At 67.3% G+C, this 24,878-nt stretch carries 17 protein-coding genes; 10 read left to right on the top strand and 7 right to left on the bottom strand.

Annotated elements, in window-relative coordinates; translation table 11 throughout:
• The first annotated feature begins 21 nt into the window (after positions 1-21).
• The gene (locus BKA16_RS02005; protein ID WP_183368987.1) at positions 22-540 is read left to right on the top strand and encodes a DoxX family protein; all 519 of its coding nucleotides are present in this window, start codon (positions 22-24) and stop codon (positions 538-540) included.
• An 82-nt stretch (positions 541-622) separates the two neighbouring features.
• Here the strand turns inward: BKA16_RS02005 and BKA16_RS02000 are convergent, their stop codons facing one another.
• Complete coding sequence (locus BKA16_RS02000; protein WP_183368986.1) at positions 623-2,092, bottom strand: aldehyde dehydrogenase family protein; 1,470 nt, start codon at positions 2,090-2,092, stop codon at positions 623-625.
• A gap of 10 nt (positions 2,093-2,102) precedes the next feature.
• Positions 2,103-3,374 (bottom strand): FAS1-like dehydratase domain-containing protein, encoded by a 1,272-nt coding sequence (locus BKA16_RS01995; RefSeq protein ID WP_183368985.1) that lies wholly within the window; start codon positions 3,372-3,374, stop codon positions 2,103-2,105.
• Positions 3,375-3,443: 69 nt separating this feature from the next.
• Between BKA16_RS01995 and BKA16_RS01990 the strand changes: the two genes are divergently transcribed.
• Positions 3,444-4,439, top strand: coding sequence for an LLM class flavin-dependent oxidoreductase (locus BKA16_RS01990; protein ID WP_183368984.1), 996 nt, complete (start codon positions 3,444-3,446; stop codon positions 4,437-4,439).
• 18 nt (positions 4,440-4,457) lie between these two features.
• Positions 4,458-5,957, top strand: coding sequence for an AMP-binding protein (locus BKA16_RS01985; protein ID WP_183368983.1), 1,500 nt, complete (start codon positions 4,458-4,460; stop codon positions 5,955-5,957).
• 24 nt (positions 5,958-5,981) lie between these two features.
• Here BKA16_RS01985 and BKA16_RS01980 read toward each other — a convergent pair whose 3' ends face one another.
• Entirely contained in the window at positions 5,982-8,126 is a 2,145-nt protein-coding gene (locus BKA16_RS01980; protein WP_183368982.1) for a molybdopterin-containing oxidoreductase family protein, read from the bottom strand.
• Positions 8,123-9,277 (bottom strand): acyl-CoA dehydrogenase family protein, encoded by a 1,155-nt coding sequence (locus BKA16_RS01975; RefSeq protein WP_183368981.1) that lies wholly within the window; start codon positions 9,275-9,277, stop codon positions 8,123-8,125. Before BKA16_RS01975 ends, BKA16_RS01980 begins: the two co-directional genes overlap by 4 nt.
• 182 nt (positions 9,278-9,459) lie before the next feature.
• Between BKA16_RS01975 and BKA16_RS01970 the strand changes: the two genes are divergently transcribed.
• Positions 9,460-11,931, top strand: a complete 2,472-nt coding sequence (locus BKA16_RS01970; protein ID WP_343067243.1) for a CaiB/BaiF CoA-transferase family protein — start codon at positions 9,460-9,462, stop codon at positions 11,929-11,931.
• A gap of 19 nt (positions 11,932-11,950) precedes the next feature.
• On the opposite strand, the gene BKA16_RS01965 is transcribed toward BKA16_RS01970, so the two are convergent.
• Positions 11,951-12,541 (bottom strand): TetR/AcrR family transcriptional regulator C-terminal ligand-binding domain-containing protein, encoded by a 591-nt coding sequence (locus BKA16_RS01965; RefSeq protein ID WP_183368980.1) that lies wholly within the window; start codon positions 12,539-12,541, stop codon positions 11,951-11,953.
• Positions 12,542-12,664: 123 nt separating this feature from the next.
• On the opposite strand from BKA16_RS01965, the gene BKA16_RS01960 reads away from it, so the two are divergent.
• Positions 12,665-14,797: an acetate--CoA ligase family protein gene (locus tag BKA16_RS01960; protein ID WP_183368979.1), complete on the top strand. Its 2,133-nt coding sequence runs from the start codon at positions 12,665-12,667 to the stop codon at positions 14,795-14,797.
• Between the two features lie 3 nt (positions 14,798-14,800).
• Positions 14,801-17,170: an acetyl-CoA acetyltransferase gene (locus BKA16_RS01955; protein ID WP_183368978.1), complete on the top strand. Its 2,370-nt coding sequence runs from the start codon at positions 14,801-14,803 to the stop codon at positions 17,168-17,170.
• Between the two features lie 56 nt (positions 17,171-17,226).
• Here BKA16_RS01955 and BKA16_RS01950 read toward each other — a convergent pair whose 3' ends face one another.
• The gene (locus BKA16_RS01950) at positions 17,227-17,571 is read right to left on the bottom strand and encodes an aldo/keto reductase (protein ID WP_221246717.1); all 345 of its coding nucleotides are present in this window, start codon (positions 17,569-17,571) and stop codon (positions 17,227-17,229) included.
• Positions 17,572-17,768: 197 nt separating this feature from the next.
• On the opposite strand from BKA16_RS01950, the gene BKA16_RS01945 reads away from it, so the two are divergent.
• The 4 genes from BKA16_RS01945 to BKA16_RS01930 all read left to right on the top strand — a co-directional run bounded on the left by BKA16_RS01945 (position 17,769) and on the right by BKA16_RS01930 (position 23,802).
• Positions 17,769-18,749 carry a LysR family transcriptional regulator gene (locus tag BKA16_RS01945; RefSeq protein ID WP_183368977.1) on the top strand — a complete coding sequence of 327 codons (981 nt, stop codon included), beginning with the start codon at positions 17,769-17,771 and terminating at the stop codon, positions 18,747-18,749.
• Between the two features lie 192 nt (positions 18,750-18,941).
• Complete coding sequence (locus BKA16_RS01940; RefSeq protein WP_246371572.1) at positions 18,942-20,171, top strand: acyl-CoA dehydrogenase family protein; 1,230 nt, start codon at positions 18,942-18,944, stop codon at positions 20,169-20,171.
• Between the two features lie 4 nt (positions 20,172-20,175).
• Entirely contained in the window at positions 20,176-21,297 is a 1,122-nt protein-coding gene (locus BKA16_RS01935) for an acyl-CoA dehydrogenase family protein (RefSeq protein WP_183368975.1), read from the top strand.
• A gap of 39 nt (positions 21,298-21,336) precedes the next feature.
• Complete coding sequence (locus BKA16_RS01930) at positions 21,337-23,802, top strand: CaiB/BaiF CoA transferase family protein (protein WP_183368974.1); 2,466 nt, start codon at positions 21,337-21,339, stop codon at positions 23,800-23,802.
• Between the two features lie 128 nt (positions 23,803-23,930).
• Here the strand turns inward: BKA16_RS01930 and BKA16_RS01925 are convergent, their stop codons facing one another.
• Positions 23,931-24,743 (bottom strand): FadR/GntR family transcriptional regulator, encoded by an 813-nt coding sequence (locus tag BKA16_RS01925; RefSeq protein WP_183368973.1) that lies wholly within the window; start codon positions 24,741-24,743, stop codon positions 23,931-23,933.
• Positions 24,744-24,878: the final 135 nt, after the last annotated feature.

Here is a 24,878-nt window from a genome sequence, read left to right as displayed (position 1 = left end):
GTCGGAAGGATAGAACAGACAATGGCGAAGACAGTGACGAAACCGGGCTGCTCCGGTTCGGGGAACCTACCCGTTCAACTGCTGCTCCGTGCCGCGGTCGGCGGCACCATGATCGCTCACGGAATCAAGCACGGGCGCAGTCTCGACGGCACCGCGGGCTGGTTCGAGTCGATCGGCTTCCGATCACCGAGACTGCAGGCCGGTGCCAGCGCAGTCGTCGAAGCCGGTGCGGGTGCGGCGATCGTCGCGGGTGCCGCGACACCGATCGCGGCGGCTGCCGTCGTCGGCACGATGGCCGTCGCCGGCCGCTCCGTTCACGCGAAGAACGGGTTCTTCATCACCGCGGAGGGGTGGGAATACGTGGCCAACCTGGCCGTGTCCGCGATTGCGCTGGCCGCGATCGGCCCCGGCCGCTGGAGTGTCGACCGATCGCTCGGGCTCGATCAGAGACTGGCCGGTACGCGGGCAGCGGCCGTCGCGGGCGGACTCGGTCTCGTATCCGCGGCGGCCCAGCTCGCCGCCTTCCATCGGTCTCACTGAGCACTGCCGCGGCACTCGAAAACAACACGTGTCGATCATCCCCGTTGTCGGGGACGATCGACACGTGTCGTCTGCGATACCGCTAGGCCGTGTCGATGCGGGCCGTGATCTCCGCAGCAGTCTTCGCGATGAATGCGGCGACGGCGTCGGCGTCCGGTCGCCGGGGATTCGTCCGCTCGTCGCTGGCGACGGTGCGCTGATGACTGAAGGTGAGGAATCCGGTGTAGCCGGTGTAGGCGCCCATGCCACTGCGCCCGATACCGCCGGACGGCGCCCCGTCGACCGCCCAGTGCGAGCCGATGGCGTTGCGGGTGACCCCACCCGAGGTGACTCGATCGAGATACCGGCGGTACTCGGCATCGTCCGGGCCGAACCAGTAGGCGGCCAACGGGCTTGGTGCGGCGTTGATGTAGTCGATCGTCTCGTCGAGATCGTCGTACGGGTACACGACGACGACCGGGCCGAAGATCTCCTCGGTCGCGATGGTCATCTCCGGTGTCACATCGAGGAGGACCGTCGGCGCGATCCGCCGCGATGCACGATCGGGCAGACGGGGCTGTTCGTCAGGCGGAGCCACGGTGACCGCTCGCGCGCCTTTCGCCACCGCATCGTCGATCAGGCCGGTGACCCGATCGTAGTTGCGATCGTTGACGATCGAGACGACGGCGGGGTTGTCGAGATAGGTCGGGTACATCGCGGACACCGCCGCCCGGTAGGCGTCGACGAACTCGTCGACCTTCGCCCGCGGCACGAACAGATAGTCCGGGCACAGACAGATCTGCCCGCCGTTGGTCAATCGGAAGTCCGCGATCTGTCCCGCGGCCCGGGCCAGATCGGCGTCGGCCGACACCACGACGGGGTTCTTGCCGCCGAGTTCGAGAGTGACCGGCACCAGATTGCGCCCCGCGGCCTCGGCGACTTGCGCACCGACCGCCGGTGACCCGGTGAAGATGATGTGGTCGAGTGGCAGATCCGAGAAGGTGCGTGCCGTGTCGAGCCCGCCGCGGATCACGGCGACCTCGTCGCGGCTCATCCGGGTACCAACGGCCCGCGCGAAGACCTCGGCGGTGCGCTCGGGGACGTCGGAGAATTTGATCATCACACGATTGCCCGCCGCCAGCGCGTCGATCGTCGGATGCACCACCAGCGAGACCGGAAAGTTCCACGGACCGATGACGCCGACGACACCCTTGGGCCGAGTCTGCACGAATGCGGGAACGCCCGTCTGTTCCGATCCGGGGACGGTCCGGGCCGCCATCCAGTCGACGATGCTTGCGCGGACCGTCGAGACGGCACCGATCCCGGCCGCGAGATCGGTGCTGAGGTTGATCGCGCGCGGTCGGTTTCCGAAGTCGGCGTCCAACGATTCGGAGATCTCCTCGGCCGCCTCCAGGACGGCGGCCATGAATCGGTCGATCCGATCCAGGCGGACGTCTGCGGACGGAATGCCCTCGGCCTGCTGCGCCGCGCGTTGCGCGTCGAGGACCAGCCGGAGCGTCTCCGGGGACGGATCCGTCGGGACCACAGTGGTGTCGGTCGCGGTAGTCGTCACGTGTTCTTCCTCAGTCTTCGGTGCGAAGCAGTTCGATCTCGTGGGCGAGAAGCCCGTCGAGGTCGTCGGCGGGCGGCTTAGGCAGCTCGACGGCAGCCTCGCGAGTCGGCAGCAGGACGACCGCGGTACCCGGCGTGGAGACCTCGCCGCGCTGGTTGGTGCACGCCACCTCGAGATGGATCTCGTTGCGGGTGCCCCGCTCGTCGGTGACCTGCTTCTTGTCGACGACGGTGCCGGTGACCCAGGTGGTGTCGCCCATGTAGTTGAACTTGCGGTGCTGGCACGACAGTTTCCAGAGCCATCCGTCGTCGCCCATCCAGTCGGTGAGCGCGTGGGTCAGCCAGGTCTCGCGCATGGCGCCGTAGTCGTAGTTCATCGGAAGGCCGAGTTCTTTGGCACGCTCGGGTTCCCAGTGCAGTCGCTGCACGGTGTCGGGGATGTTCCGTGTGTTGGGCGGGTACAGGCCGGGGACCTTGCGGCGGATGGAGCGGGCGATGCCGAACGCTCCGGGCGGAGTGAGCTGCATGCCCCAGCCCAGATGCCACACGACGATGTCGGTGACGGTCAGCGGCCCCTTCACGCGCGGCTGGATCTCGTCGCCGACGGTGACGTCCTCCCAGTAGCGGGTCTGTGCTCCGCGTCGAGTCTCGGTGTCGTAGGCGGCGTCGATCTCGGCGAGCTGCTCGTCGGTGTAGGGAGTGGTGAAGTCGATCGGGTCGGTCTTCGTCGCATTCGCCTTAGAAGTGTGGCGCTCGGCGTTGATCCAGGTGCCGCGCTGCGTCGCGTGGATGTCGCCGTCGCCGTTGGCGAACAGGAACGCATTGGTCACGTGCGCGGTGCGGCCACCGAACTTCGACGGCTTCTCCTGGACGCCCACCTGGGCACGCAGCACCTTGCAGCGGTCGCCTGCGGTCAACGGGCGGAACCACTCGAACTCCATCACGGCCTGGTAGGAGCCGAGACCGGCGAACGGATCGCCCTTGAGGAGGGCCTTCTGTTCGGGAGTCACCGGTTTCGCGGCGTTCTCACCCATTGTGTAGAGAAAATTCGGCGGGGCGATGATGCCGCCCCACCGGGTCGTTGCGGCGTATTCGGGATCGAACCAGAGGGGGTTCGCGTCGCCGTAGCCGTAGGCGAAGTGACGGGTGCCGTCGACGGTCACCTCGTGGTTATGCGGGGTGAGCGGCCGTTCGGGGATGCCGATCCGTCGACGTGATCGCTCGAAGGCCTCATCGGTCAGTGTGCCGTAGCCCTCCTGGTCTGGGCTTGTCACGTCGCTCATTCTTGAACTCCTATCGGTGTAGTCCCGGCAACTATATAGTACAAATAGATAGATGATTAAGGAGATGTCATGAAGTTTGGTCTGCCCTGGCCCGATGGCGAGGTCGCCGCGGAGGCCGAGGCCGCGGGTGTCGCGGCGTTCTGCACCGGCGACTTCGTCGACAACGATTCGTACGCGCTGCTGGCCGACATGGTCGACAAGACGTCCACGGCGCAGGTCGGCACCGGTATCGCCTACGCCTTCTCGCGCAGTCCGTACGCGCACGCGTCCGCCGTCCGGACCCTGCACGCGAAGGCGCCGGGACGCATGTTCGTCGGCCTCGGGGCCGGTGCGTACTCGATCAACCGTGACTGGTTCGGTGTCGCGGCCGACCGCCCCGTCGCGCGAATGAGCGATATGGCGGGCGCGGTCCGAGCCTGGCTGTCCGCGGAGAACGGCGAGCGCGTGACCTACGACGGCGAGTTCTATCGGATCGACGCCCGCGTCGCGGCACCGGTCCTCGGTCGTCTCGACGTGCCGATCCTGTTCGCGGGCTTCAACAAGGGCATGGTGGCCGCCGCCGTGAAATCGGCGGACGGCGTCATCGGACACGGCCTCTTCACGCGCCGCTGGTGGGACGACGTGGTGCGGCCCGCGGAGGAGAAGGGCCTGGCGGCTGCGGACAAGCAGTCGACGGTCGAACACGGATGGCTGATCACCGCCGTCGACGACGACGACTCAGAACGCGCTATCGCCGACGCGCGCCGCATGGTCGCGTTCTATCTCACCGTCAAGACCTACGACCAGTACGTCGAACACCACGGGTGGACCGACGCCGTCGACGCGTTGCGTGTCGCCTTCAAGGCCGGCGACATGGACGGACTCGCCGCGGCGGTCACCGACGAGATGCTCGACCAGATCGCGATCTGCGGTACAACGGCGGATGCCCGTACTCGGCTCGACCAGCGTCGAGCGGAGGGCTCGCTGGCCCGCGACATCACCTACTTGGCGCCGCCGTCGTTCCTGGTGAGCGGTCGCCGCAGGCAGGCGTACGCGCGCAGCAGTCTGCAGCTCGTGACCGACTGACCTCGAAGGAGACCGATCATGCACCTGACTACTCTCGCCGCCGAACTCGGTGACAAGCCCGCCGTGATCATGGCGGAGACCGGTGACGCGTTGACCTACGCCGACCTCGAGGCCGCGTCGAATCGGATAGCGCACGTCTTCGCTGATCTGGGATTGCGGGCGGGTGACCACATCGCGCTGCTGATGGAGAACTGTCTCGACCTCTTCCCGGTCGTGTGGGCGGCGCAGCGATCCGGGCTGTACTACACGCCGGTCAACTGGCATCTGACGGTCGACGAGGCGGCGTACATCGTCGACAACTGCGAAGCCACGGTCCTGGTGTCCACCCCGCTGCTCGCGGACCTCGCCGCGCAGTGCGCCGCGACGTCGTCTCGGACCGTTGTGGAACTGGCCGTCGGTGGGAGTCTGGACGCGGCGATGGCTGCGGCACCCGCCACACCGCTCGACGGCGAGGTCGAGGGCTACTACATGCTGTACAGCTCGGGGACCACCGGCAGGCCCAAGGGGATCATGCCGGCACTGACCGGCGAACGGTTCGGGACCGGGATGACGATCGATCACATGATGGGGTCGTCGTTCGGCTTCGGCCGCGATTCGGTGTATCTGAGCCCTGGTCCGCTCTACCACGCCGCACCGCTGGGGTGGTCGATGGGGACGATCCGCAACGGCGGCACCGTGTTGGTCATGGAGAAGTTCGACGCTCGCGCGGCCCTGGAATGTATCGCGCGGTACGAGGTCACGGCGACGCAGATGGTGCCGACGATGTTCGTCCGGCTGCTCAAGCTGCCTGCCGAAGAGAGGGCGGCCCATCGGCTCGACTCGTTGCGGACCGTCGTCCATGCGGGCGCCCGGTGTCCGGTGGACGTCAAACAGCGGATGATCGACTGGCTGGGCCCGATCCTCGTCGAGTTCTACTCGGGCAGTGAGGCGACGGGGTTCTTCATGGTCGACTCGCCGACGTGGCTGCAGCACCCGGGCACGGTGGGCCGAGCGGTTCTCGGCACCGTCCACATCTGTGACGACGCGGGCGACGAGCTCCCGAACGGCGAGATCGGCATCGTCTGGTTCGGCGACGTGAAGCGGTTCGAGTACCTCGGCGACCCGACCAAGACCGCGGGCGCATGGAACGACCGCGGGTGGAACACGCTCGGCGACCTCGGGCACGTCGACGACGACGGATACCTGTACCTGTCCGACCGCCGGACCGATCTGATCGTCTCCGGGGGAGTGAACATCTATCCCCGCGAGATCGAGGACGCGCTGATCTTGCATCCGGCGGTCGCCGACGTCGTGGTCGCGGGTGTGGCCGACGACGAGTTCGGCCAGAGCGTGCACGCCTATGTCCAGCCCGCCGACCCGGAACAGCGGCCGGAGACGCTGATCCCGGTCCTCGACTCGTTCGTTCGCGAGCGGATCGCGAGGTTCAAGGTTCCGCGTGGATGGACCGTCCTCGCCGACGTCCCGCGTCTCCCGAGCGGGAAGGTGCCGCGGCGGATGCTGCCCGATCCCACGCGCTGATCGGCCGAGCACACGCCGGGCGCTTCACGCCGAGTCCGCCGCTGCGATCGGTGCGACGTCGACGCGTACCGCCGTCATCTGCGGCATCGCCGAGATCGGCTGCACCCCCACGGTGTGCGACAGTAGACGCGCCGGGTTCGCGCCGACGGAGTCTGGATCGTCGTCGGCGCCTGGCAGATCGCCGTAGCAATGCGTGATGGAGACGGTGCCCGGCCGGTGCGCGCGGTCGATGCGCACGCGTGCGCGGACTTGTCCGTGGTCGGACGTCACCGTCACCGCATCACCTTCGGCCACACCGAGCGCCGCAGCGTCGTCGGGATGGACATGCAGCGGGTTGGCACCCGCGTCGAGCGACGGAATTCGTCGGCCGAGGGTGTTCATCGTCTCCTTGATCCGTCGAACGGTCAGGAAGAAGCCGCGTTCGACGGGACGGTCGGCGGCGGCGAACATCGCGGCGAGCTCATCGGCGACGTCGGCCGGAAGAAGTCGGAACAATCCGCCCGCCTCGCTCGGCTGGACGGTGGCCGGCTCCGGGTCGTCCCACACGATGCCGTGCGGGTGGGAGCGGATCTCGTCCAACGGGATCCGTGACCGATGACCGAACGAGATCAGGACGTCTTCGGCGGAGGGGACCGGCGTGTCCGGGGTGTACTCCCGCGATCCGATACGGAGGGTGTAGCGCATGGCCTGGCCGAGTCGCAGCCAGAACTCCCAGTCTTCGATCACGCCCTCCGGCCGGGGCAGCACCGGATCGGTCCACTGTCCGAAGTCGTCACTGAACCATGACTCGTTGGGGCGCGTGTGATCGGCTCGTTCCAGACCGAGAGTCGGTGCTATGACGTAGTCGGCCAGGCGTGCGGTCTCGCTGGGGTACGGATCGACGGTGACGAGCAGATCCAGCGATCGCAGAGCGTCGACGGTGCGTTCCTGGTCGGGAATGCACGCCGCCGGATTGCCCCCGCAGACGACGAGGGCGCGGACTCGATCCGGACCCGGTGACAAGATCTCGTCCGGGAGGAGCCCGGTCGGCAGCTGGTTACCGTACAGCATGCCGTGCGATCCCACACGACTCCGGAAGCCTCTCTCCCAGGGGCGCGACGGTTCGCGGACTGCGGCGCCCCCGGGTTTGGCGTCGCCGATCAGCCGCCCGCCCGCGGCCCGGTCTCCCGCTCGCGGGAAGCGCCCGCAGATCACGTTCAACGCTTCGAGGAGATGCTCGGCGAGGTTGGCCTGCGGCCCCATGTTCGCCCCGGTACCCGAGGTAGCCATCCCCCGCTCCGCGCATCCGAAAGCGGCTGCGGCAGAGCGTAACTCATCGGCGTCAAGGCCGGTGGCGGCGGCGACTCGCTCCGGTGTCGCTGCTTCCACGGCGCGGCCCAGGTCGGCGAGATGGTCGGCGTACTCGTCGCAGAACTCCCGGTCGTGCCAACCGTTGGTCAGGATCTCCCGGATCAGACCCGCGTAGAGCATCGCATCGGTGCCGGGGACGAGCTGGAGGTGGATGTCGGCCCGCGCGGCGGTCTCACTGCGGCGCGGATCGACGACGATGAACGTCATTCCGTTGTCCTGTGCGGCTCGCAGTCGGCGCGGACCGCCGTGCACCGGGATGCCGCTGACTTCGCCGCCCTGCATGGACACCAGCGGGTTCGAGCCCGCCAGCAGCCAGACGTCGGAGTCCTCGAACCGCTGGCGGCCACCGCGCCACGAGCCGAGGCGTTCGGCGGCGACGAACTTCGCCGACTGGTCGATGGTGTTCGTCGAGAAGTTCTTGTGGGTGCCCAGTGCTCGCTGCCAGGCGTTCGCGAACGGGAAGGTGAGTGTCGCGGTGTAGGCCTGCGTTCCGATGAAGAACGCGACCGAGTCGGGTCCATGCTCGTCGATGATCGCGGTGAGCCGCCCGGCGATCTCCTCGATCGCCGTCGTCACCGGTACCGGGGTCAGGTCGCCGTCGGGCGCGCGGCGCTGACTGTTCACGAATCGCTGCGGATCGTGGTGCATATCGCCCCAGTGTCGACCCTTGGGACAGGTGAATCCGCTGCTCAGCGGGTGATCACGATCGCCCTGGATACGTGTGACGCGGCCATTCTCGACCGTCACGTTGATGCCGCACAGGCCCGAGCAGATCCGGCAGTACGACGATGTGGTCGTGGTCAGCGGGAGCGTGCTCATCGACGTCCCACCAGGTCTCGGCCGATGATCTGCCGCATGATCTGGTTGGTCCCGCCGTAGATCTTCTGCACCCGGGCGTCCAGGTAGGCGTGCGCGATCGGGTACTCCATCATGTAGCCGTACCCGCCGTGGAGTTGGAGGCACCGGTCGACGACGCGGTTCTGCACTTCGGTGGCCCACAGCTTGGCCTTCGACGCATCGACGGCGGTGAGGGATCCTTTGTTGAAGGCGAGCACGCACTTGTCGACGAAGGCGCGGGTCACGTCGAGTTCGGTCGCCATGTCGGCGAGCACGAACCGACTGTTCTGGAAGTCGGCCACCGACCGGCCGAACGCCTCGCGGCCGGTCGTGTACGTCAGCGTCCAGGCCAGCGCGGCGTCCGCGGACGCCAACGCCATGGCCGCGATCGAGAGCCGTTCCAGCGGAAGGTGTGCCATCAGTTGGCGGAATCCGCCGCCGACGACACCGAGGACGTCGTCGTCGGGAACGAACACGTCCTCGAAGAACAGTTCGGCGGTGTCCTGGCCCTGCAGTCCGATCTTGTCGAGCCGACGGCCGCGCGCGAAACCGGGCATGCCCTCTTCGACGACGAACAGGGTGAACGCGTCGGTCCCGCCCGCCGGATCGGTCTTGGCGACGACGACGACGTAGTCGGACTGGATGCCACTGGTGATGAAGGTCTTCGAGCCGTTGACGAGCCAACCGCCGTCCGTTCTGGTGCCGGAGGTCGTGATGCCCTTGAGATCGCTGCCGGTTCCCGGCTCGGTCATGGCGACCGCCATGATCTTGCGGCCCGCCGCCATGTCGGGGAGCCACCGCGACTTCTGCTCATCGGTGCCCAGCGCGGTCACGTACGGGATCAGAATGTCGTCCTGCAGGGAGAAGCTGGAGTTCAGCGACGTTGCGCCGACGCGGGCGAACTCCTCGCAGACCACCATGCGGTAACGGAAGTCGCGCACACCGGGGCCGCCGTACTGGTCCGGGACGGAGGTGCCGATGATGCCGTGCTCGCCCGCCGACACCCATATGTCGCGGCCGGTCGAGTGGGCGTCGTTCCACTGCTGGATATGGGGTTCCACTTCGCGGCGGACGAACTCGCGGACCACCTCGCGGAAATGGTCGTGGTCGGCCTCGTAGAGTCCTCGTTCCATGATGGTTACCTCATCGATCTGGTGGCAGGGGAGGGGCAGCGCCCGACGCATATCAATCAGATTACTAATTGAGCGCATTCCGCATGGTAAGCCGATCGGGTCCGTCATGTCTTCAGGCTGGATTTTTTAGTTAAATCAGGTAACTTATTCGTGGTAACGCTCATCACACCACAGGAGGACCTGTGACATCGAATCCCGCTGAATCAGTCGGCGCGCCACGACCACTCGAGGGGCTCGTGGTCGTCGACGCGTCGTCGACGCTACCCGGTGCGCAGGTCAGCCAGTTCTTGGCGGACTGTGGCGCCGAGGTGATCATGGTCGAGCCTCCCGGGGGTTCGACGGTCCGGCGATTGGCAGGCTGGCCCGCTCTCCTGCGCGGCAAGAAGAGCATCACGCTCGACCTGCGCACCGACGACGGCCGGGACAGTCTGCGCGGACTCCTCGCGGGCGCCGACGTGTTCGTACACACACTGCGGCCCGGAACAGCAGAGGGGCTCGGACTGACGGCCGATCGACTCGCCGAGCTGTATCCCCGTCTCGTCACCGCGCATATCACCGGATGGGGCTCGGACAGTCCGTGGCGCGACTACAAGGGTTGGGAGGGCCTGGTCTACGCCAAGACAGGAGCCATGTGGTCCAAGCGTCAGCTGACGTTGCGGCCGGGCCCGGCGATGGTGACGGCGCCGTATGCGTCCTGGGGTGCGTCGCAGGCCGCCATCCACGGCGTGCTGGCCGCACTGCTCGAACGCGAGGAGAGCGGCCTCGGCCAGATCGTCGAATCCGACCTCGTCCGAGGGCTCGGCGCCCTGGAGGTCTATAACTGGTTCTACGAGCTCGTCCTGCACAGGTACCCGGGTGCGTTCACTCCGATGGACGTCGCCTACGACGAAAACGGTGCACCGCAGGCGTATCTCATTTACGCACTCCTGATCGCGGCCACCGAGGACGGCACCTGGATGCAGTTCGCGCAGACTGCGCCCCGCCTGATGCAGGCGTGGCTCGCCGAACTGGGGCTTGCGGGTGAGCTGGCCGACGAGAAGTGGGCCGGATTCCCGGCGCTTCCCACCGCGGAGCTGCGTGAAGAGTGGTGGACGATGATGCTGGAGCGGGTCAAGGCGCGCACCTTCGACGAATGGCAGGAGACGTTCGAACGCAACAAGGACGTCAGCGCCGAGATCTTCCGGACCCCGGAGGACTCGTTGACCCACCCGCAGACCGTCTTCGAGAAGCGAGTGCACGTCCTCGACCAGCCGGGTGTCGGCCCGGTGAGGCAGACGTCCACCCTGGTGCACACCAATACGGGTCCGGTGTCGGAGCTGAGGCCCGCGCCCGCGGTCGGCGCCGACGACGAGTTCCTCGGCGCGCTGATCCAGGCCGCGGCCGCCCGGCGGGCGACGGCGGATCCCGCTGGGCACGCGGAGCCGGGACGCCCGCTGGACGGAATCACCGTGCTCGAATTCGGTGTGATGTTCGCGGGTCCGTACGGCACGACGGTGCTCACCGATCTCGGTGCGCGCGTGATCCACGTCGAAACCATCGACGGAGACGGGATTCGGAGTCTCGTCGCCTTCCCCGAGGCGGGCGGCGCGAAGGTGATGCAGGGCAAGGAGAGCCTCGCCGTCGACATCACCTCGCCGGAGGGGCTGGCGATCGTCCATCGCCTCGTGCCGACCGTCGATCTCGTCGTGCAGTGCTTCCGCGGCGATGCGGCGGAGCGGCTCGGCATCGGCGAGGCGACGCTCAAGGGCATCAACCAGGATCTGGTCTATCTCAACGCGCCCGGATACGGGACCACCGGTCCGTATGCGGCGCGGCCGGCTTATGCGCCGTCGATAGATGCCGCGGCAGGGCTGTCGGCGACCGACGGTGGCGGCGTGCATCCTCCGGCCGACTTGGCCGAGACCAAGCTGCGCGCCGCATCGCTGCATGCGGCGGGCGCCGTCAACTGTGCCCAGGCCGACGGCATCGCGGCGCTCGCGGTCGGGACGGGTCTGCTCCTCGGTCTCTACGCGAAGCGTCGCGGCATCGACCTCCCCGGTCTCACGACGACGATGCTGGGGTCCGCCCAGCAGTCGATGATGGTCGTCAACACCATGTACGACGGGCGGCCGGAGACGATGTCCGTCGATGAGGAGTTCTACGGGCTGCACGCGCTGTACCGGCTGTACCCCGCGGCCGACGGATGGGTGTTCCTCGCGGCGCCGTATGAGCACGAGTGGGCGGCGCTCGTCGCGGCACTGGCCCCCTATGCAGACCTCGGCGCGGACGAGCGGTTCGCCAGTCACGAGCTGCGTCGAGCGAATGACGACGCGTTGATCGAGGTGTTGGCCGATGTGTTCGCGCGCCGCGGGAAGATCGACTGGGAGAAGGAGCTGACCGCGCAGGACGTCGGGTGCGTCGAGGCCGTCGAAGAGAATCTGGAGTGGGCCATGCAGAGCGACGAGTTCTACAATGCGGGCTACTCGGTCACGGCGGTCAGCCCGATCTTCGACGAGCACCGCCGCCTCGCGCCGATCACGCGGTTCTCGCGGTCGCAGACGAAGGCCGACGCGGGGTGCACGCTCGGTCAGCACACGACGGCGATCCTGCAGAGCCTCGGCTACGACGAGGCCGCGATCGCCGACCTCGCGGAGCGGTCGGTCGTCGGCGTGTGACGCGGAACCGCCCGGCCGGTCATGCGGTCAACGCGTCGAGTAGGAAGTCGACCACCCGGCGGATGTAGGCCGAGGATGACTCGCGCGAGTCGGCGAGAAGGTGGGCGGGCGTCGCCTGAAGATGCATCGTGGTCGCTCCGACCAACAGGTCCAGCAGTAGGGTCACCGAGGTGGACGGCGGCAGTTCGCCTCGGTCGACCGCCCGGCGGACCAGCGTGCGGGCGATACTCACCTGCTCGTCGCGAGCGGCGAGCCACCGTTCGCGGACGGCGGGGATCTCGTCGGCTTCGACCGCCAGGCGTCGGGACGCCTGGCCGACCGGTCCGAGGAACGAGTCGTGGACCTGTTCGGCGAGCAGGATGAGATCGGTGCGGACATGGCCGGAGTCGATGTCGGTCAGGTGACCGAGGGTCGCGAGTGCATCGATCAGGAGCGCTTCGGCGTTCGGCCATCGCAGGTAGATCGATGCCTTACCGACGCCTGCGGACTTGGCGACCGCCTCGATCGTGAAGCCCTTCCAGCCGCGGCGACCGAACATTTCGGCGGCCGCGTTCAGAATGCGTTGGTTCACGGCGGGGTCACGTCGTCGGCCGGGCCCCGGTGTGCTCACTGTGGCTCCTTCATCGATTGCTGACTCTGCGCGGCAATCGTATGCGATCAAATAATGGACGCGTTTCGTTCTTGAACGCCAGCGTCTAGTAATATTGTCGATGACCCGGGAGGTCGCCAAGACATGAACACTCACATCTCGTCGGACCGTCTTCGGACGTTGTTCCGCCCTCGCTCGATCGCGCTGGTCGGTGCGTCGGACAAGTCGATGTTCTCGGCGAACGCATACTGCAACCTCGCGGATTTCGGATTCGCGGACCGGACGTTCCTGGTCAATCGGCGGGGCGGGGTGGTGCACGGGCAGCCATCGGTCGCCACCTGTGCGGAGATCGGACGACCCGTCGACGTCGCCTTCATGCAGGTACCGCAGTCGGGCACCCTCGATGCGTTGACTGACGCCGCCGCGGCGGGCATCCGGAACGCGGTGATCTTGTCGTCCGGGTACGGTGAAGCAGGTCCGGCCGGGCGGCAGGCACAGCGAGAACTGGTCGAGCACGCTCGTTCGCTGGACATGCTCGTCCTCGGCCCCAATCATCTGGGGTTCGCCAACTTCGTCGACCAGATCCCGGTGACCCCGGTGGCGTCGCTTCCGCGTAAGGCGGGTTCGGTCGCACTCCTCTCACAGTCCGGTGCCAGCTCGGCGGCGATGCTGAGCTTCGGCACGATGGTCGGCGCCGACTTGTCATACATGGTCACCCTGGGCAACGAGGCGATGATCACCGCCGGGCACGTCTTGGACTTCCTGGTCGACGACGAGTCGACCAGGGCGATCGCCGTCTTCATGGAGACGATCCGCGAACCCGAGGTCTTCGCGGCCGCGGCCCGGCGCGCGGCGGCCGCGGGCAAAGCGATCGTCGTGCTCAAGGCGGGCAGCAGTGAACTGGCGGCTCGCACCGCGGCGGCGCACACCGGCGCACTGGTGGGCGACGATCGAGTCGTCGACACGGTGTTCCGGGAGCTCGGGGTGATCCGAGTCGACTCGATCGAGGACATGATGATCACGGCGAGCGCCGCGGCGTCGCTGGGCCGTCTCGACGCGCCAGGGATCGGTTGGGTGTCGGTCTCCGGCGGTGCCTGTGACATCATCGCGGACCGAGCCGACGACCTCGGTGCGGTCGTGCCGGAGTTCTCCGCCCAGACACGGCAGCGGCTGACCGACGTGATGCCCGACTACGGAACCGTGCAGAACCCGCTGGACACGACCGGTGCCGCGATCATCGATCCGTCACTGTTCACCAAGGCCATCGAGATCGTCGCCGACGATCCGGCGATCGGCGTCGTCGCCGCCGTCTCCAGCGTGCCGTGGGAGGGCGACGGGCCGTATGCGGCACAGGCCGTGCTCAACGGCGTCGGCGCGGCGGCGCCCGCCACGCCGATCACCCTGGTCAACCAGGTACTCCAGCCGATCAGCTCGTACACCACGTCGGTCCTCGACGACGCTGGGATCGGCCATCTGATTCCCGGCCTGCGGCAATCGGTGCTCGCCCTACGGAACATCGCCTGGTGGTCGGAGGTGACGCGGAACGCCGCGGCTCCCGCGACGGCCGAGCCGGTGATCGTGTCCGAGACGGCGCCCCGGCGCGGCGCATGGTCGGAGGCCACCGCGCGAGGGGTCCTCGCCCAGGCCGGTGTCGGGGTGGTTCCCAGCGACTTAGTCTCCAGCGCCGACGAGGCGATCGCGGCGGCGGCCGCGCTGGGCAGGCCCGTCGCCGTGAAGATCGCCTCGCCGGACATCCTGCACAAGAGCGATATCGGCGGAGTGGTGCTCGACGTCGAGGGCGCCGAAGCCGTCGCGGACGCCTTCCGCCGCGTGATCGACGCGGCCGCTGAGCACGCGCCGGACGCGCCTATCGAAGGGGTCCTGATCTCGCCCATGCGCGATGCGAGTGTTGAACTCCTGGTCGGCGTCGTCCGGGACCGACAGTGGGGGCTGGTGCTTGCCGTCGCGATCGGCGGCGTGTTCGTCGAGGTGTTGGACGATTCCGCCCTCGCCACGGTGCCGGTCGGTGTCGATCGCGCTCGCGGACTGCTCGAACGACTGCGCGGCGGCGCCCTCCTGACCGGCGTTCGCGGGCGCGCGCCCGCGGATCTGGACGCGGTCGCCGTCGCGATCGCGCGTATCGGCGATCTAGCCGCGGCGCTGGGCGACGACTTGGAGTCGCTGGAAGTCAACCCGTTGCGCGTCGACGGCGCCGTGATTGAGGCTCTCGACGCCGTTATCACCTGGACTGCTCCCGCAGTCACCGAAGAGGAGTGAGAGATGACCTCAGTACATGACCTTGACCCCCGGACCCCGGTGCTGATCGGTGTCGGCCAGGCGGCCGAACAGATCGACAGTCCCGATTATCGCGGCCTGTCGCCGGTCGAGTTGGCCGCCGAAGCCGCACGTGCGGCACTCGCGGACACAGGTGTCGATGCGGTCGCGCTCGCCGCGCGGATCGACACCATCGCCGGGGTGCGACAGTTCGAGATCTCGACGCCGGTGGCGTCCGCGCCGCTCGGCAGGTCGGACAACTACCCGCGGTCGGTGGCCGATCGCATCGGCGCCGACCCGGCGCGGGCGATTCTGGAAGTGAGCGGCGGACAGTCGCCGCAGCACCTGGTGAACGAACTCGCGCGCGATATCGCGTGCGGCGATTCGAACGGTGCGGTCGTCTTCGGCTCCGAGGCGATCTCCACCGCCCGACACCTGGTGGCGGCCGAGCCCCGTCCCGACTTCAGCGAGCAGCGCGGAGGCGACCTCGACGATCGCGGCTACGGGCTGTCCGGATTGTCGAGCCAGTACGCGAAGAGGCATGGGCTCACCGACGCCCCGAGTCAGTACGCCCTGTTGGAGAATGCGCGGCGAGCGCGCACCGGCATGGCGATGGAGCCGTATCGGCGGGCGATGGGCGAACTGTTCGCACCGTTCACGCGTGTCGCCGCGAAGAATCCGTACGCCGCGGCGCCGGTGGAACGCGACGCTGCCGAACTCAGCACCGTCACCGAGCGCAACCGGATGATCGCCGACCCCTTCCCCCGGTTCATGGTCGCCCGCGATCAGGTGAACCAGGGCGCTGCCGTGGTGGTGACCTCCGTAGCGGTCGCCCGCGAACTCGGTGTGCCGGAGGGCAAGTGGATCTTCCTGCACGGACACGCGGATCTGCGTGAGAAAGTACTGGTCGATCGACCCGACCTCGGCGGGGCGCCCGCCCTGGTGCGGGCGGCCGAGCATGCGCTCGAGGTCGCGGGCATCACGGTGGACCAGCTCTCGTCGATCGACCTGTACAGTTGCTTTCCCATCGCGGTCGAGGTCGTCGCGGACGGACTCGGACTTTGCGCGGACGATCCGCGCGGGCTGACCCTGACCGGTGGCCTGCCCTTCTTCGGCGGCGCGGGCAACAACTATTCGATGCACGCCATCGCTGAGACCGTGGCCCACCTGCGGGCGACGCCCGGCGGCTACGGGTTCGTCGGTGCCAACGGCGGCACGCTCAGCAAGTACTCGACGGCGGTGTACTCGACGATTCCCGCGTCGTGGCGCGACGACGACAGCGCGGGTATCCAGGCCGAACTCGACGCGGTGCCCGCGGTCGAGGTCGCCGTCACCGCGGACGGTCCGGCGACCGTCGAGACGTACACCGTCAAGTACGGGCGCTCAGGACTCACGGGGATCGTCGTCGGACGACTCGGCGACGGCCGCCGATTCCTCGCGACTGTGGCGGACGGCGACGACGAGCTGTTGGCTGCACTGCGCGAGGGAGATGTGTTCGGCAGGTCGATCTATGCGCGCTCGTTCGGCCGAGGGAACCGGGTGGCCCTCGATCGGCGACGCATGGACGCGCTGTATCCGCGGACCGAGCCGAAGCTGCGTGACGACTACGAGTTCGCACAGGTCAGTCGCGTCGGACACCTCCTGGAAGTGACCATCGATCGACCCGAGGCGCGGAATGCGTTGACGCCCCAGGCGAACGAGGAACTCGATGAGATCTTCGACGCGTTCTTCGCCGACTCGGATCTCTGGGTGGCCATACTCACCGGGGCGGGCGACGCCTCGTTCAGCGCGGGCAACGATCTGCGCTATACCGCGAGCGGGAAGCCGTCCTGGGTGCCCAAGAACGGATTCGCCGGGCTGACGGGTCGCCGCGACATGGCGAAACCCGTCATCGCCGCGGTCAACGGTTTCGCGATGGGCGGAGGGTGCGAGATCGCCCTCGCATGCCATCTCGTCGTCGCCGACGCCACCGCTCGATTCGCGCTGAGCGAGGTCAGAGTCGGGCTCGTCGCCGGGGCCGGCGGCCTGGTGCGACTGCCGCGCGTCATCCCGCAGAAACTGGCCACCGAGATGATTCTGACCGGCAAGCAGATCGATGCGGACGAGGCTCATCGGCTGGGTCTGGTCAATCGGGTGGCGCCTGCGGGCGGTGCGCTCGATGCCGCGCGCGAACTGGCCGCCGAGATCATCGCGGCCTCGCCGACGTCAGTACGTACCTCGTTGCAGATCATGAACGCGACGACGGCGGTCGGCGACGTCGTCGACGCCACCACGCAGCGGTCGAGTGCGCTGGAGGACCTCCTCGTCAGCGAGGACATGGCAGAGGGCATCCGAGCCTTCGCCGAGAAGCGTGCACCGCAGTGGCGGAACCGTTGAGGTCGGTGGCGCCGGAGTAGGGAGCCTCCTCCACCGCTCGCTCCCCTCGGCAGTGCTCACGCCGAGGGCGCGAGTGCGTCAACGACGTCGACGAGCGTCTCGCGCAACGCCTTCGGCGTGAAGGGGAGATCGTCCGTCGCGAACGTGGTGCCCGGTGCGACCACTTCGTCGATCCGATCGAGGATCTCCGCGGTCAGTTCGAGATCTGCTGCGGGCAACTGGCTTTCGAGTTGTTCGATGGTACGGGGGCCGATGATCGTCGACGTCACCGCCGGGTGGTTCATGGTGAAGGCCACCGACAAGGTGGTCAGATCGGTGCCGCAACGACGACACCCGGATCCCGGTTCCGCCCAGTACTCGCATCTCCGTCGGAGTCGCCTTACGACTGACGGTGACGCCAACGCGGCAATCTCCGGATAGATAGCTATATAATAGAACTACTTAATGTGGATATCGGCACCGGAATCCGACGTCCGCCGACAGTTGGAGGACCGACGATGTCGATCGCGAACCACCCGTCGGGGCTTGTCATGCACTCTGCGGTGGCGGTCTTCGAGACGTCACGCGTGCTTCGAGAACTGCGCGTGGCGAGGGGCGCATGAACATCGACTTCACGAGGCTCAGATACTTTCTGGCGGTCGCGGACGAGCTCCATTTCAAACGTGCCGCCGACCGTCTGCACATCACGCCGCCTCCCCTGAGCAAACAGATCAAACTGCTCGAGCGCGAGGTCGGCGGCGAACTGTTCGACCGCAAGTACCACGACGTCAGCCTGACGCCGCTCGGGGTGGCGCTCGTCGAGCCCGCGCGCCGGATCCTCGCCGTGGTCCGCGAGTTCGAGACGGTGGCGAACGAGATGACCGGGCGGGCGGGGCCGCTCAGCGTGGGGGCCACCGCCTTCGCCCGGTCGGACCTCTTGGACGAGTTCGAGGAGGCGATCGCTCGGCTGAACTGTACGCCGACGCGTTTCAGTCTTCCGGGTTCCACCGCGGAGGTGGCCGCGCATCTGGTCGCCGGACATCTCGACCTCGGTTTCGTCCATCTTCCGTGCCCGGACCCGCGCATCGAGTTCCGGGTGATCCTCGAATCGGCGGGAGGAATCGCGGTCCGCAGTGATGATCCGCTCGCCGGTCGTGCGGCAGTGACCATCGACGACCTCCGAGATCGCGAAGTGGCCGTGGACATCGCCCGCGCCAACCAGTTCGCGCTCGATTCGCTGACGCGTCGGCTCCGGTCGTTGGGAATCCACAACATCGTCGAGGCGGCGCACAGTCGTGGCAGCGAGATCGAACTCGCGGCGCAGGTACGTCGTCGGCGCCTGGTGCTGATGGTCGCGTACGCCCCCGATTCGTCGTTCGGCAAACTGTTCTCGCCACCGGAGTTCACCCTCGTCCCCATTGAGGATCCGACCTGGAAGCCTGCCCAGTTGGCGCTTGCCTGGTGCAGGGATCAGCCGCAGCCGCACGTCGCGCGCGACGCCGCGATCGACGAGATCATGTCGCTGTACGACGGCGGGCCGCACGGCCTCGACCGGGAGGCCGCCGCCCGCGACGTGGCAGACGGCGAAACCGCGCGGTAGCCATCGCCGTTGCCGAACGCTGTCGGTACTGGTCGGCGACCCCCGCCGGGCCGACCTCGATTCGCTCGTCGCTATGACCCAGCACATGTTCGACCGGCTCATGTAGTCGTGAGCATAGAGATCGTTTACTCCCGATCCATCGGGTGGGAGTTTCGAAGGCAAGGACCTGTACCGACTTCGAGAGGGATGACGATGAGCACCGAACGACCGCCCGTGTCACCGGGAAGCGTCGCCGACGACGTCCGGACCTGGCTGGCAGAGAACTTCGCGGGTGTGAACGACCGAGAGTGGCGCGAACACGTCATCGCGGCAGGCTGGGCCGCACCGACGTGGCCTGCCGACGCATTCGGTCGGAACCTGTCATCGGCCGATGCGACGATCGTCCGTGAGGAGTTCCGTGCGGCGGGCGCCAAGGGCGCGAACATCGAACGACGGGGGTTTCCCGCACTGGCCGGAAACACGATCGTTGAGTTCGGCTCGCCTGCGATGAAGAACGATGTCCTGCCGAAGCTCCTGTCCGGGGAGTGGGGTATCGGGTGCCTGCTGTACAGCGAGCCGAGTAACGGATCGGATCTCGCGGGCCTGCAGACCCGTGCGGTGCGGGACGGCGACGACTTCATCGTCAACGGACAGAAGATCTGGACCACCAGCGGGCACGAGGCGGACTGTGCGTTGCTGCTCGCCCGCACCGACTGGGACCAGCCGAAGCACGCCGGGATCAGCTTCTTCATCATTCCGATGGATCTTCCAGGGATAGAGGTCCGCCCGATCAAGCAGATGACCGGCGAGTCGGATTTCAACGAGGTCTTCCTCGACAATGTCCGGGTACCGGCGAGCGCGTTGATCGGCGAACTCAACGACGGCTGGCGGGTCCTCCAGACTGCGCTCAAGGAGGAGCGCCGCACGATGGGCTTCGTGCTGGGTGCCAAGGAACGTCGCCCCGAGGACCGGCCCGCGATCTTCACCGACGCCGACGACCTCATCGCGGCGGCCCGGGAGGCGGGCAGGCTCGACGACGAGGCGGTGCGTCAGGAGATCATGCGCATCCATACGTGGCGGCTCGTCAACGACTGGAACTCGGTCCGCGCGAAGAAGGAGATCGCCGCGGGCGGGGGATCGTCGTTGGCGTCGCTGGGCAAGCTGGCTAAATCGCGGATTCTGCATTCGTCGTGGGCGCTGCGCTTCCGGCTGCTCGGTGCGCGCGGACTGATGTATGACGAGGCCGCAGACAAAGCGGCGTACGAGGTCGACCACGAGCTCATGTGGTCGTTCATCAACTCGATCGGTGGCGGCACCGACCAGATTCAACGAAACATCATCGGCGAGCGCATCCTCGGACTGCCGAAGGGGCACGAGCCCGATCGCGGCGTGCCGTTCCGGGACATCCGTAAGGGCGGAACGCTTGCGGCGGAGGGGAAGTAGAGACATGACTGAGTTCGCCGTATTCACCGACGAACAGAACCAATTGCGGGAGCTCGTGCGCGACTTCCTGCGCGAGAAGTCGCCCGAATCGGAGGTCCGCCGTCTGATGGCGACCGACGACGGATACGATCCGGCGCTCTGGCAGCAGATGGCGCAGGACCTCGGTCTGCACGGACTCGCCATCCCAGAACAGTACGGCGGGCACGGCGCGAGCTGGATCGAGCTCGGCATCGTCCTGGAAGAGATGGGACGGGCGCTGTTCGGCTCCCCGTTCTTCTCGACCGTGGTGCTCGCAGCGACCGCGTTGATCGAGTCCGGCGACGAAGAGGCCAAACAGCGGTACCTGCCCGCGATCGCCGACGGGTCGCTCGTCGCCACCGTCGCCGTGCCGGAACACAGCGGACGGTGGGGAACGGAGGCGGTCTCCGCGACCGCTACCCACACCCCGGACGGCTGGACCGTGACCGGTGATCAGAAGTTCGTCCTCGACGGTGCCACCGCCCGATTGATCATCGTTCCCGCCCGCACGGCGAGCGGCATCTCGCTGTTCGCCGTCGACACGGCGGAAGTCGACGTGCCCCGGACGCGCTTGACCACTCTGGACCAGACACGCAAGTTCGCCGACGTCCAGCTCACGGGTGTGCCGGTCCGGTTGATCGGATCCGAAGGCGGTGGACAGCAGATCCTGGAGCGACTCCTCGACTTCGCTGTCGTGGCGTTGGCCGCGGAGCAGGCAGGTGGTGCACAAGCAGTACTCGACACGTCGACCGACTATCTCAAAACGCGGGTGCAGTTCGGTCAGGCCATCGGCGCCTTCCAAGCACTGAAGCATATGGCGGCCGATGTGCTGATCGAGGTCGAGTCGGCGAAGTCGGCGGCCTACTACGCGGTGGCGACGGCCGCGGAGGACAACGAGGAGTTCCCGGCGGCGGCGGCGCTCGCGCAGGCGTACTGCGCGGAGGCCTTCGTCACCGCGGCGCACCAGAACATCCAGTTCCACGGCGGGATGGGCTTCACCTGGGAGGTCCCGGCACACCTGTACTTCAAACGGGCCCGATCGTCGGAGCTGCTGTTCGGTGACGCCGACGCGTATCGCGCGAAGCTCGCCCAGCGCATCGGCATCTGAGCCGTCGGCCGGACGGCGTGAACGAGAGAGCACAAAGTGATGAGTACTGATGGACTGCCGCTGAGCGGCGTTCGAGTGGTCGACCTGACCGATGGTGTCGCCGGTGTGGCGCCGCGGTTTCTCGCAGATCTCGGCGCGGACGTGATCCTGGTGGAGCCGCGGGCCGGCGTCGACTCCCGGCGTGCCGAGCCGATGCACGACGGCCTCAGCCTGGTATTCGCGTCGACGCACGCCAACAAGAGGGGCGTCGCGGTGGATCTCGGGACCGAGGGAGGTCGCGACGAGCTGCTTCGGCTCACCGACTCGGCCGATCTGGTATTCGAGTCGCAGGCGGTCGGGCGACTCGGCGACCTCGGCGTCGGGCCCGCGGTGATGCGCGAGCGGAACAGCGATCTCGTCGTGGTCTCGCTGACCGATTTCGGCCAGACCGGACCCTACCGCGACTATCGAGGCGGCGAACTCGTGACGACCGCCCTCAGCTCGGCGTTGACCAGGTCCGGTGCGGCCGATCGCGAACCGCTGCTTCCGCCGGGCGATCTCGCTCGGCAGACGGCCGCGGTCAGTGCGGCGTACTACGGGTTGGCCGCGCTTCGCACGGCTCGGCAGTCGGGGGTGGGTGACTACATCGACTTGTCACTCTTCGAACTCGCTGCTCAGGATCTCGATCCCGGCCTCGGTATGGCCGGCACCGCGACGTTGGGCCGACCGATCACCGACCTGCCTCCGGGACGGCCGGACGTTCGGATGATGTATCCGATCCTGCCGTGCGCCGACGGATTCGTCCGGACGTTCATCGGGGCTCCCAAACAGTGGCTCGCTCTGTGGGAGTGGTTGGGACGCCCCGAGGAGTTCGCGGACGACTCGTATCAGCAGATCGCCACGCGGTTCAAGAATTGGACCGCGATCCGCCTCGCGGTGGAGAGACTGTTCGCCGACAAGACCTGCGACGAAGTGGTGGAGTACGCGGCGGCCCACGGCATCGCGATGGCGGCCCTTAACACGCCCGCCGAGGCGATGGCCAGCGACCATGTGCGCGAACGCGCGTCGTTCGTGGATGCCGAGATCGCTCCGGGGGTGACCGCTGCGGTCGCGAACGGATTCGTCGAGTTGGACGACGTCCGTGCCGGTTTCCGGCGACGGGCCCCCGAGCTGGACGAGCACGCCGGCGCTCGATGGGAGGGCGCGACTCGTGCACCGGTCGACCCCGACGGGTCGCAGACCGGACCGAGGCTGCCGCTCGCCGGGCTCCGGGTCCTCGATCTCGGTGTCATCGTGGTCGGTGCGGAGACCGGCCGTGTGCTGGCCGATCTTGGTGCGGATGTCGTCAAGGTCGAGAGCAGGTCGTTCAAAGACGGTGCGCGCCAATCAGACTCGGTGGAGCGGGTGAGTCGCCCGTTCTCGATCGGCAACCGCGGTAAGCGCAGCGTCGGACTCAATCTCCGGAGCGACGACGGCAAGGCGGCGTTCAAGCGTCTCGTAGCGGCATCCGATGTGGTGCTGACGAACTTCAAACCGGGCACCATGGAATCTCTCGGCCTGGGATATGACGAACTGCGCGCGGTGAATCCGGCGATCGTCATGGTCGAGAACAGTGCGCTCGGCAGTCGTGGACCATGGAGCAAACGCATGGGTTACGGGCCGCTGGTCCGGTCGACGGTGGGGCTCACCTCGTTGTGGCGACACCCGGACACCGATGATGCGTTCGGCGACGACATGACGATCTACCCTGACCAGAGTGCGGCGCGCGTCGGGGTCGGCGCGGTGCTCGCGGCGCTGGTCGGTCGGGAGAGCACCGGGGTCGGCTGCAAGATCGGCGTCGCCCAGATGGAGGTCGTCTTCTCGCAGCTCAGCATCGGGTACACCCGTGAGTCGCTGGAGCCCGGAACACTGCGTCCTCGGGGCAACGTCAATGAGTTCCATGCACCCACCGGGGTATACCCGACACTCGGCGAGGACGGCTTCGTCGCGGTGGAGGTCACCGACGATCGACAGTGGGCGGCGCTGGCCGCCGAGATGGGGCGCGCCGACCTCGCCGTCGATGCGCGGTATGCCACGCGCGAAGCGCGATGTCAGCACCGGTCGGAGGTCGACGATCTGGTCGCGGAGTGGACAGCCCCGCAGCAGGCACGAGCGGTACAGGATCGGCTGCAGGCGGTCGGGGTCGCCGCGGGCGCCGCGATTCACGCGTTCGACCTGGTCGGCGACCCGCAGTTGATCGATCGGGGCCAGTTCGGCTCTATCGATCAGCCCGGATACCCGAAGCCGCTCGTCGTGCACGTGGATCCGGCACACAGCGAGAACCTGGCCACGGTGCCGCTGCGCCGCGCACCGTGGATGGCCGAGCACACCCGTGACGTCCTCGTCGACGTCGCCGGGTACACCCATGACGAGGTCGAGGCGCTGATTGCGAGCGGCGCCGCCGAGATCCAGGAGGTCGCCGCTGGAGCCGCGCGCTCGGCGGAAGGAGCGGGCCGGTCGAGTGGTGAGCGCGACCTGGGAGAGTGATACCCGACGATAGTCCACCTGTTTCTGCAGTTCAGCGAGCGGAGCGAGTCGAAACCGAACGCTGGACGATGCAATTCATCTGGTCGTCATCGTCGCGGCGATCGCCTTCGACACTTCGCTCCGCTCGCTCAGTTGAACAGGTCGACGAGCGGCTTGTTCTCAGCGTCGAACATGAAGAGGTACTGCGCCGCGACCTCCATGTGCCGCCGCCAGTGCTTCTCGGCGCCGGTGCTGTCGTGCTTCTCCACCAGATTGGCGAGCCGGACATAGGAGCGGACCGTCCGTTGGAACCGATCCTTCTGCTCGTGGTCGGGGCTGGTCATTCCCTGGGAGATCGTCTGCTGTAGGTGCGTGCCGACGATGTCCGCGAGGACCGCTCCCTGGACGGCGAGGGTCTTGTTGCCGCAGCGTTGCAGAATCACCTCGTGGAACCGGTAGGTCATCTCACTCCATCGGTGCATGTCGGGGGTGGCCTCGACCCAGCCGTCGACGAGAGTTCTGACGTCGGTGATCACCGCGCGCAGGGCCGCAACGTCGTCGTCGGTGCTCGCCGCCGCCAACATGCCCGCGCACACGGGTTCGGTGATCATCCGGGCCTCGTAGACGTCTTGAATCGTCGTGTTCTGCAGTTGGAGGAGGAGTCCGACGTGGCGGGCCGCGACCATCGGGTCCGGCTCGAGGACCTGCGCACCTCCTCGCGCGCCGCGCCGAACTCCGATCAGAGTCTCGGCTTCGAGGATGCGGAACGCTTCACGTAGAGTCGGCCGAGAGACCGAGAATTGTTCCATGAGTTCCGCTTCGGCGGGGAGGGTCTGTCCCGGGGCCAGGTCGCCCCGAACGATCTGACGGCGGAGATGTCCGGCGATCAGTTCGGCGGTCTTCGGCGCACGCATCACCTCGCCTACACGTCCGATGGGCGGTGCCGCGTCGAGCTTCGCCATGCTGGGTTCCCTCCGGTGCGTCGGAATCGATCGGTCATGCCGATCCTCGGAGTAATTCAGTATACGCGCCCCACGATGAATAGTCAGATCAGCTTACTGTTAATGGTGATGTGTCGGGGCGTCTCATCTTCTGGA

Origin of the sequence: Gordonia humi (genome assembly GCF_014197435.1) — a bacterium.
In the GTDB taxonomy this organism is placed as follows: Bacteria; Actinomycetota; Actinomycetes; order Mycobacteriales; family Mycobacteriaceae; genus Gordonia; species Gordonia humi.
Note: the sequence above shows the minus strand (reverse complement) of the source record. Positions and strands in the feature narration are given on the sequence as shown.

What these genes read in the sequence shown, in the direction of transcription:
- BKA16_RS02005 (WP_183368987.1), top strand. Translation starts at nt 22, where the DNA reads ATGGCGAAGACAGTGACGAAACCGGGCTGCTCCGGTTCGGGGAACCTA.
- BKA16_RS01995 (WP_183368985.1), bottom strand. Translation starts at nt 3,374, where the DNA reads ATGAGCGACGTGACAAGCCCAGACCAGGAGGGCTACGGCACACTGACC.
- BKA16_RS01990 (WP_183368984.1), top strand. Translation starts at nt 3,444, where the DNA reads ATGAAGTTTGGTCTGCCCTGGCCCGATGGCGAGGTCGCCGCGGAGGCC.
- BKA16_RS01985 (WP_183368983.1), top strand. Translation starts at nt 4,458, where the DNA reads ATGCACCTGACTACTCTCGCCGCCGAACTCGGTGACAAGCCCGCCGTG.
- BKA16_RS01980 (WP_183368982.1), bottom strand. Translation starts at nt 8,126, where the DNA reads ATGAGCACGCTCCCGCTGACCACGACCACATCGTCGTACTGCCGGATC.
- BKA16_RS01975 (WP_183368981.1), bottom strand. Translation starts at nt 9,277, where the DNA reads ATGGAACGAGGACTCTACGAGGCCGACCACGACCATTTCCGCGAGGTG.
- BKA16_RS01960 (WP_183368979.1), top strand. Translation starts at nt 12,665, where the DNA reads ATGAACACTCACATCTCGTCGGACCGTCTTCGGACGTTGTTCCGCCCT.
- BKA16_RS01955 (WP_183368978.1), top strand. Translation starts at nt 14,801, where the DNA reads ATGACCTCAGTACATGACCTTGACCCCCGGACCCCGGTGCTGATCGGT.
- BKA16_RS01945 (WP_183368977.1), top strand. Translation starts at nt 17,769, where the DNA reads ATGAACATCGACTTCACGAGGCTCAGATACTTTCTGGCGGTCGCGGAC.
- BKA16_RS01940 (WP_246371572.1), top strand. Translation starts at nt 18,942, where the DNA reads ATGAGCACCGAACGACCGCCCGTGTCACCGGGAAGCGTCGCCGACGAC.
- BKA16_RS01935 (WP_183368975.1), top strand. Translation starts at nt 20,176, where the DNA reads ATGACTGAGTTCGCCGTATTCACCGACGAACAGAACCAATTGCGGGAG.
- BKA16_RS01930 (WP_183368974.1), top strand. Translation starts at nt 21,337, where the DNA reads ATGAGTACTGATGGACTGCCGCTGAGCGGCGTTCGAGTGGTCGACCTG.
- BKA16_RS01925 (WP_183368973.1), bottom strand. Translation starts at nt 24,743, where the DNA reads ATGGCGAAGCTCGACGCGGCACCGCCCATCGGACGTGTAGGCGAGGTG.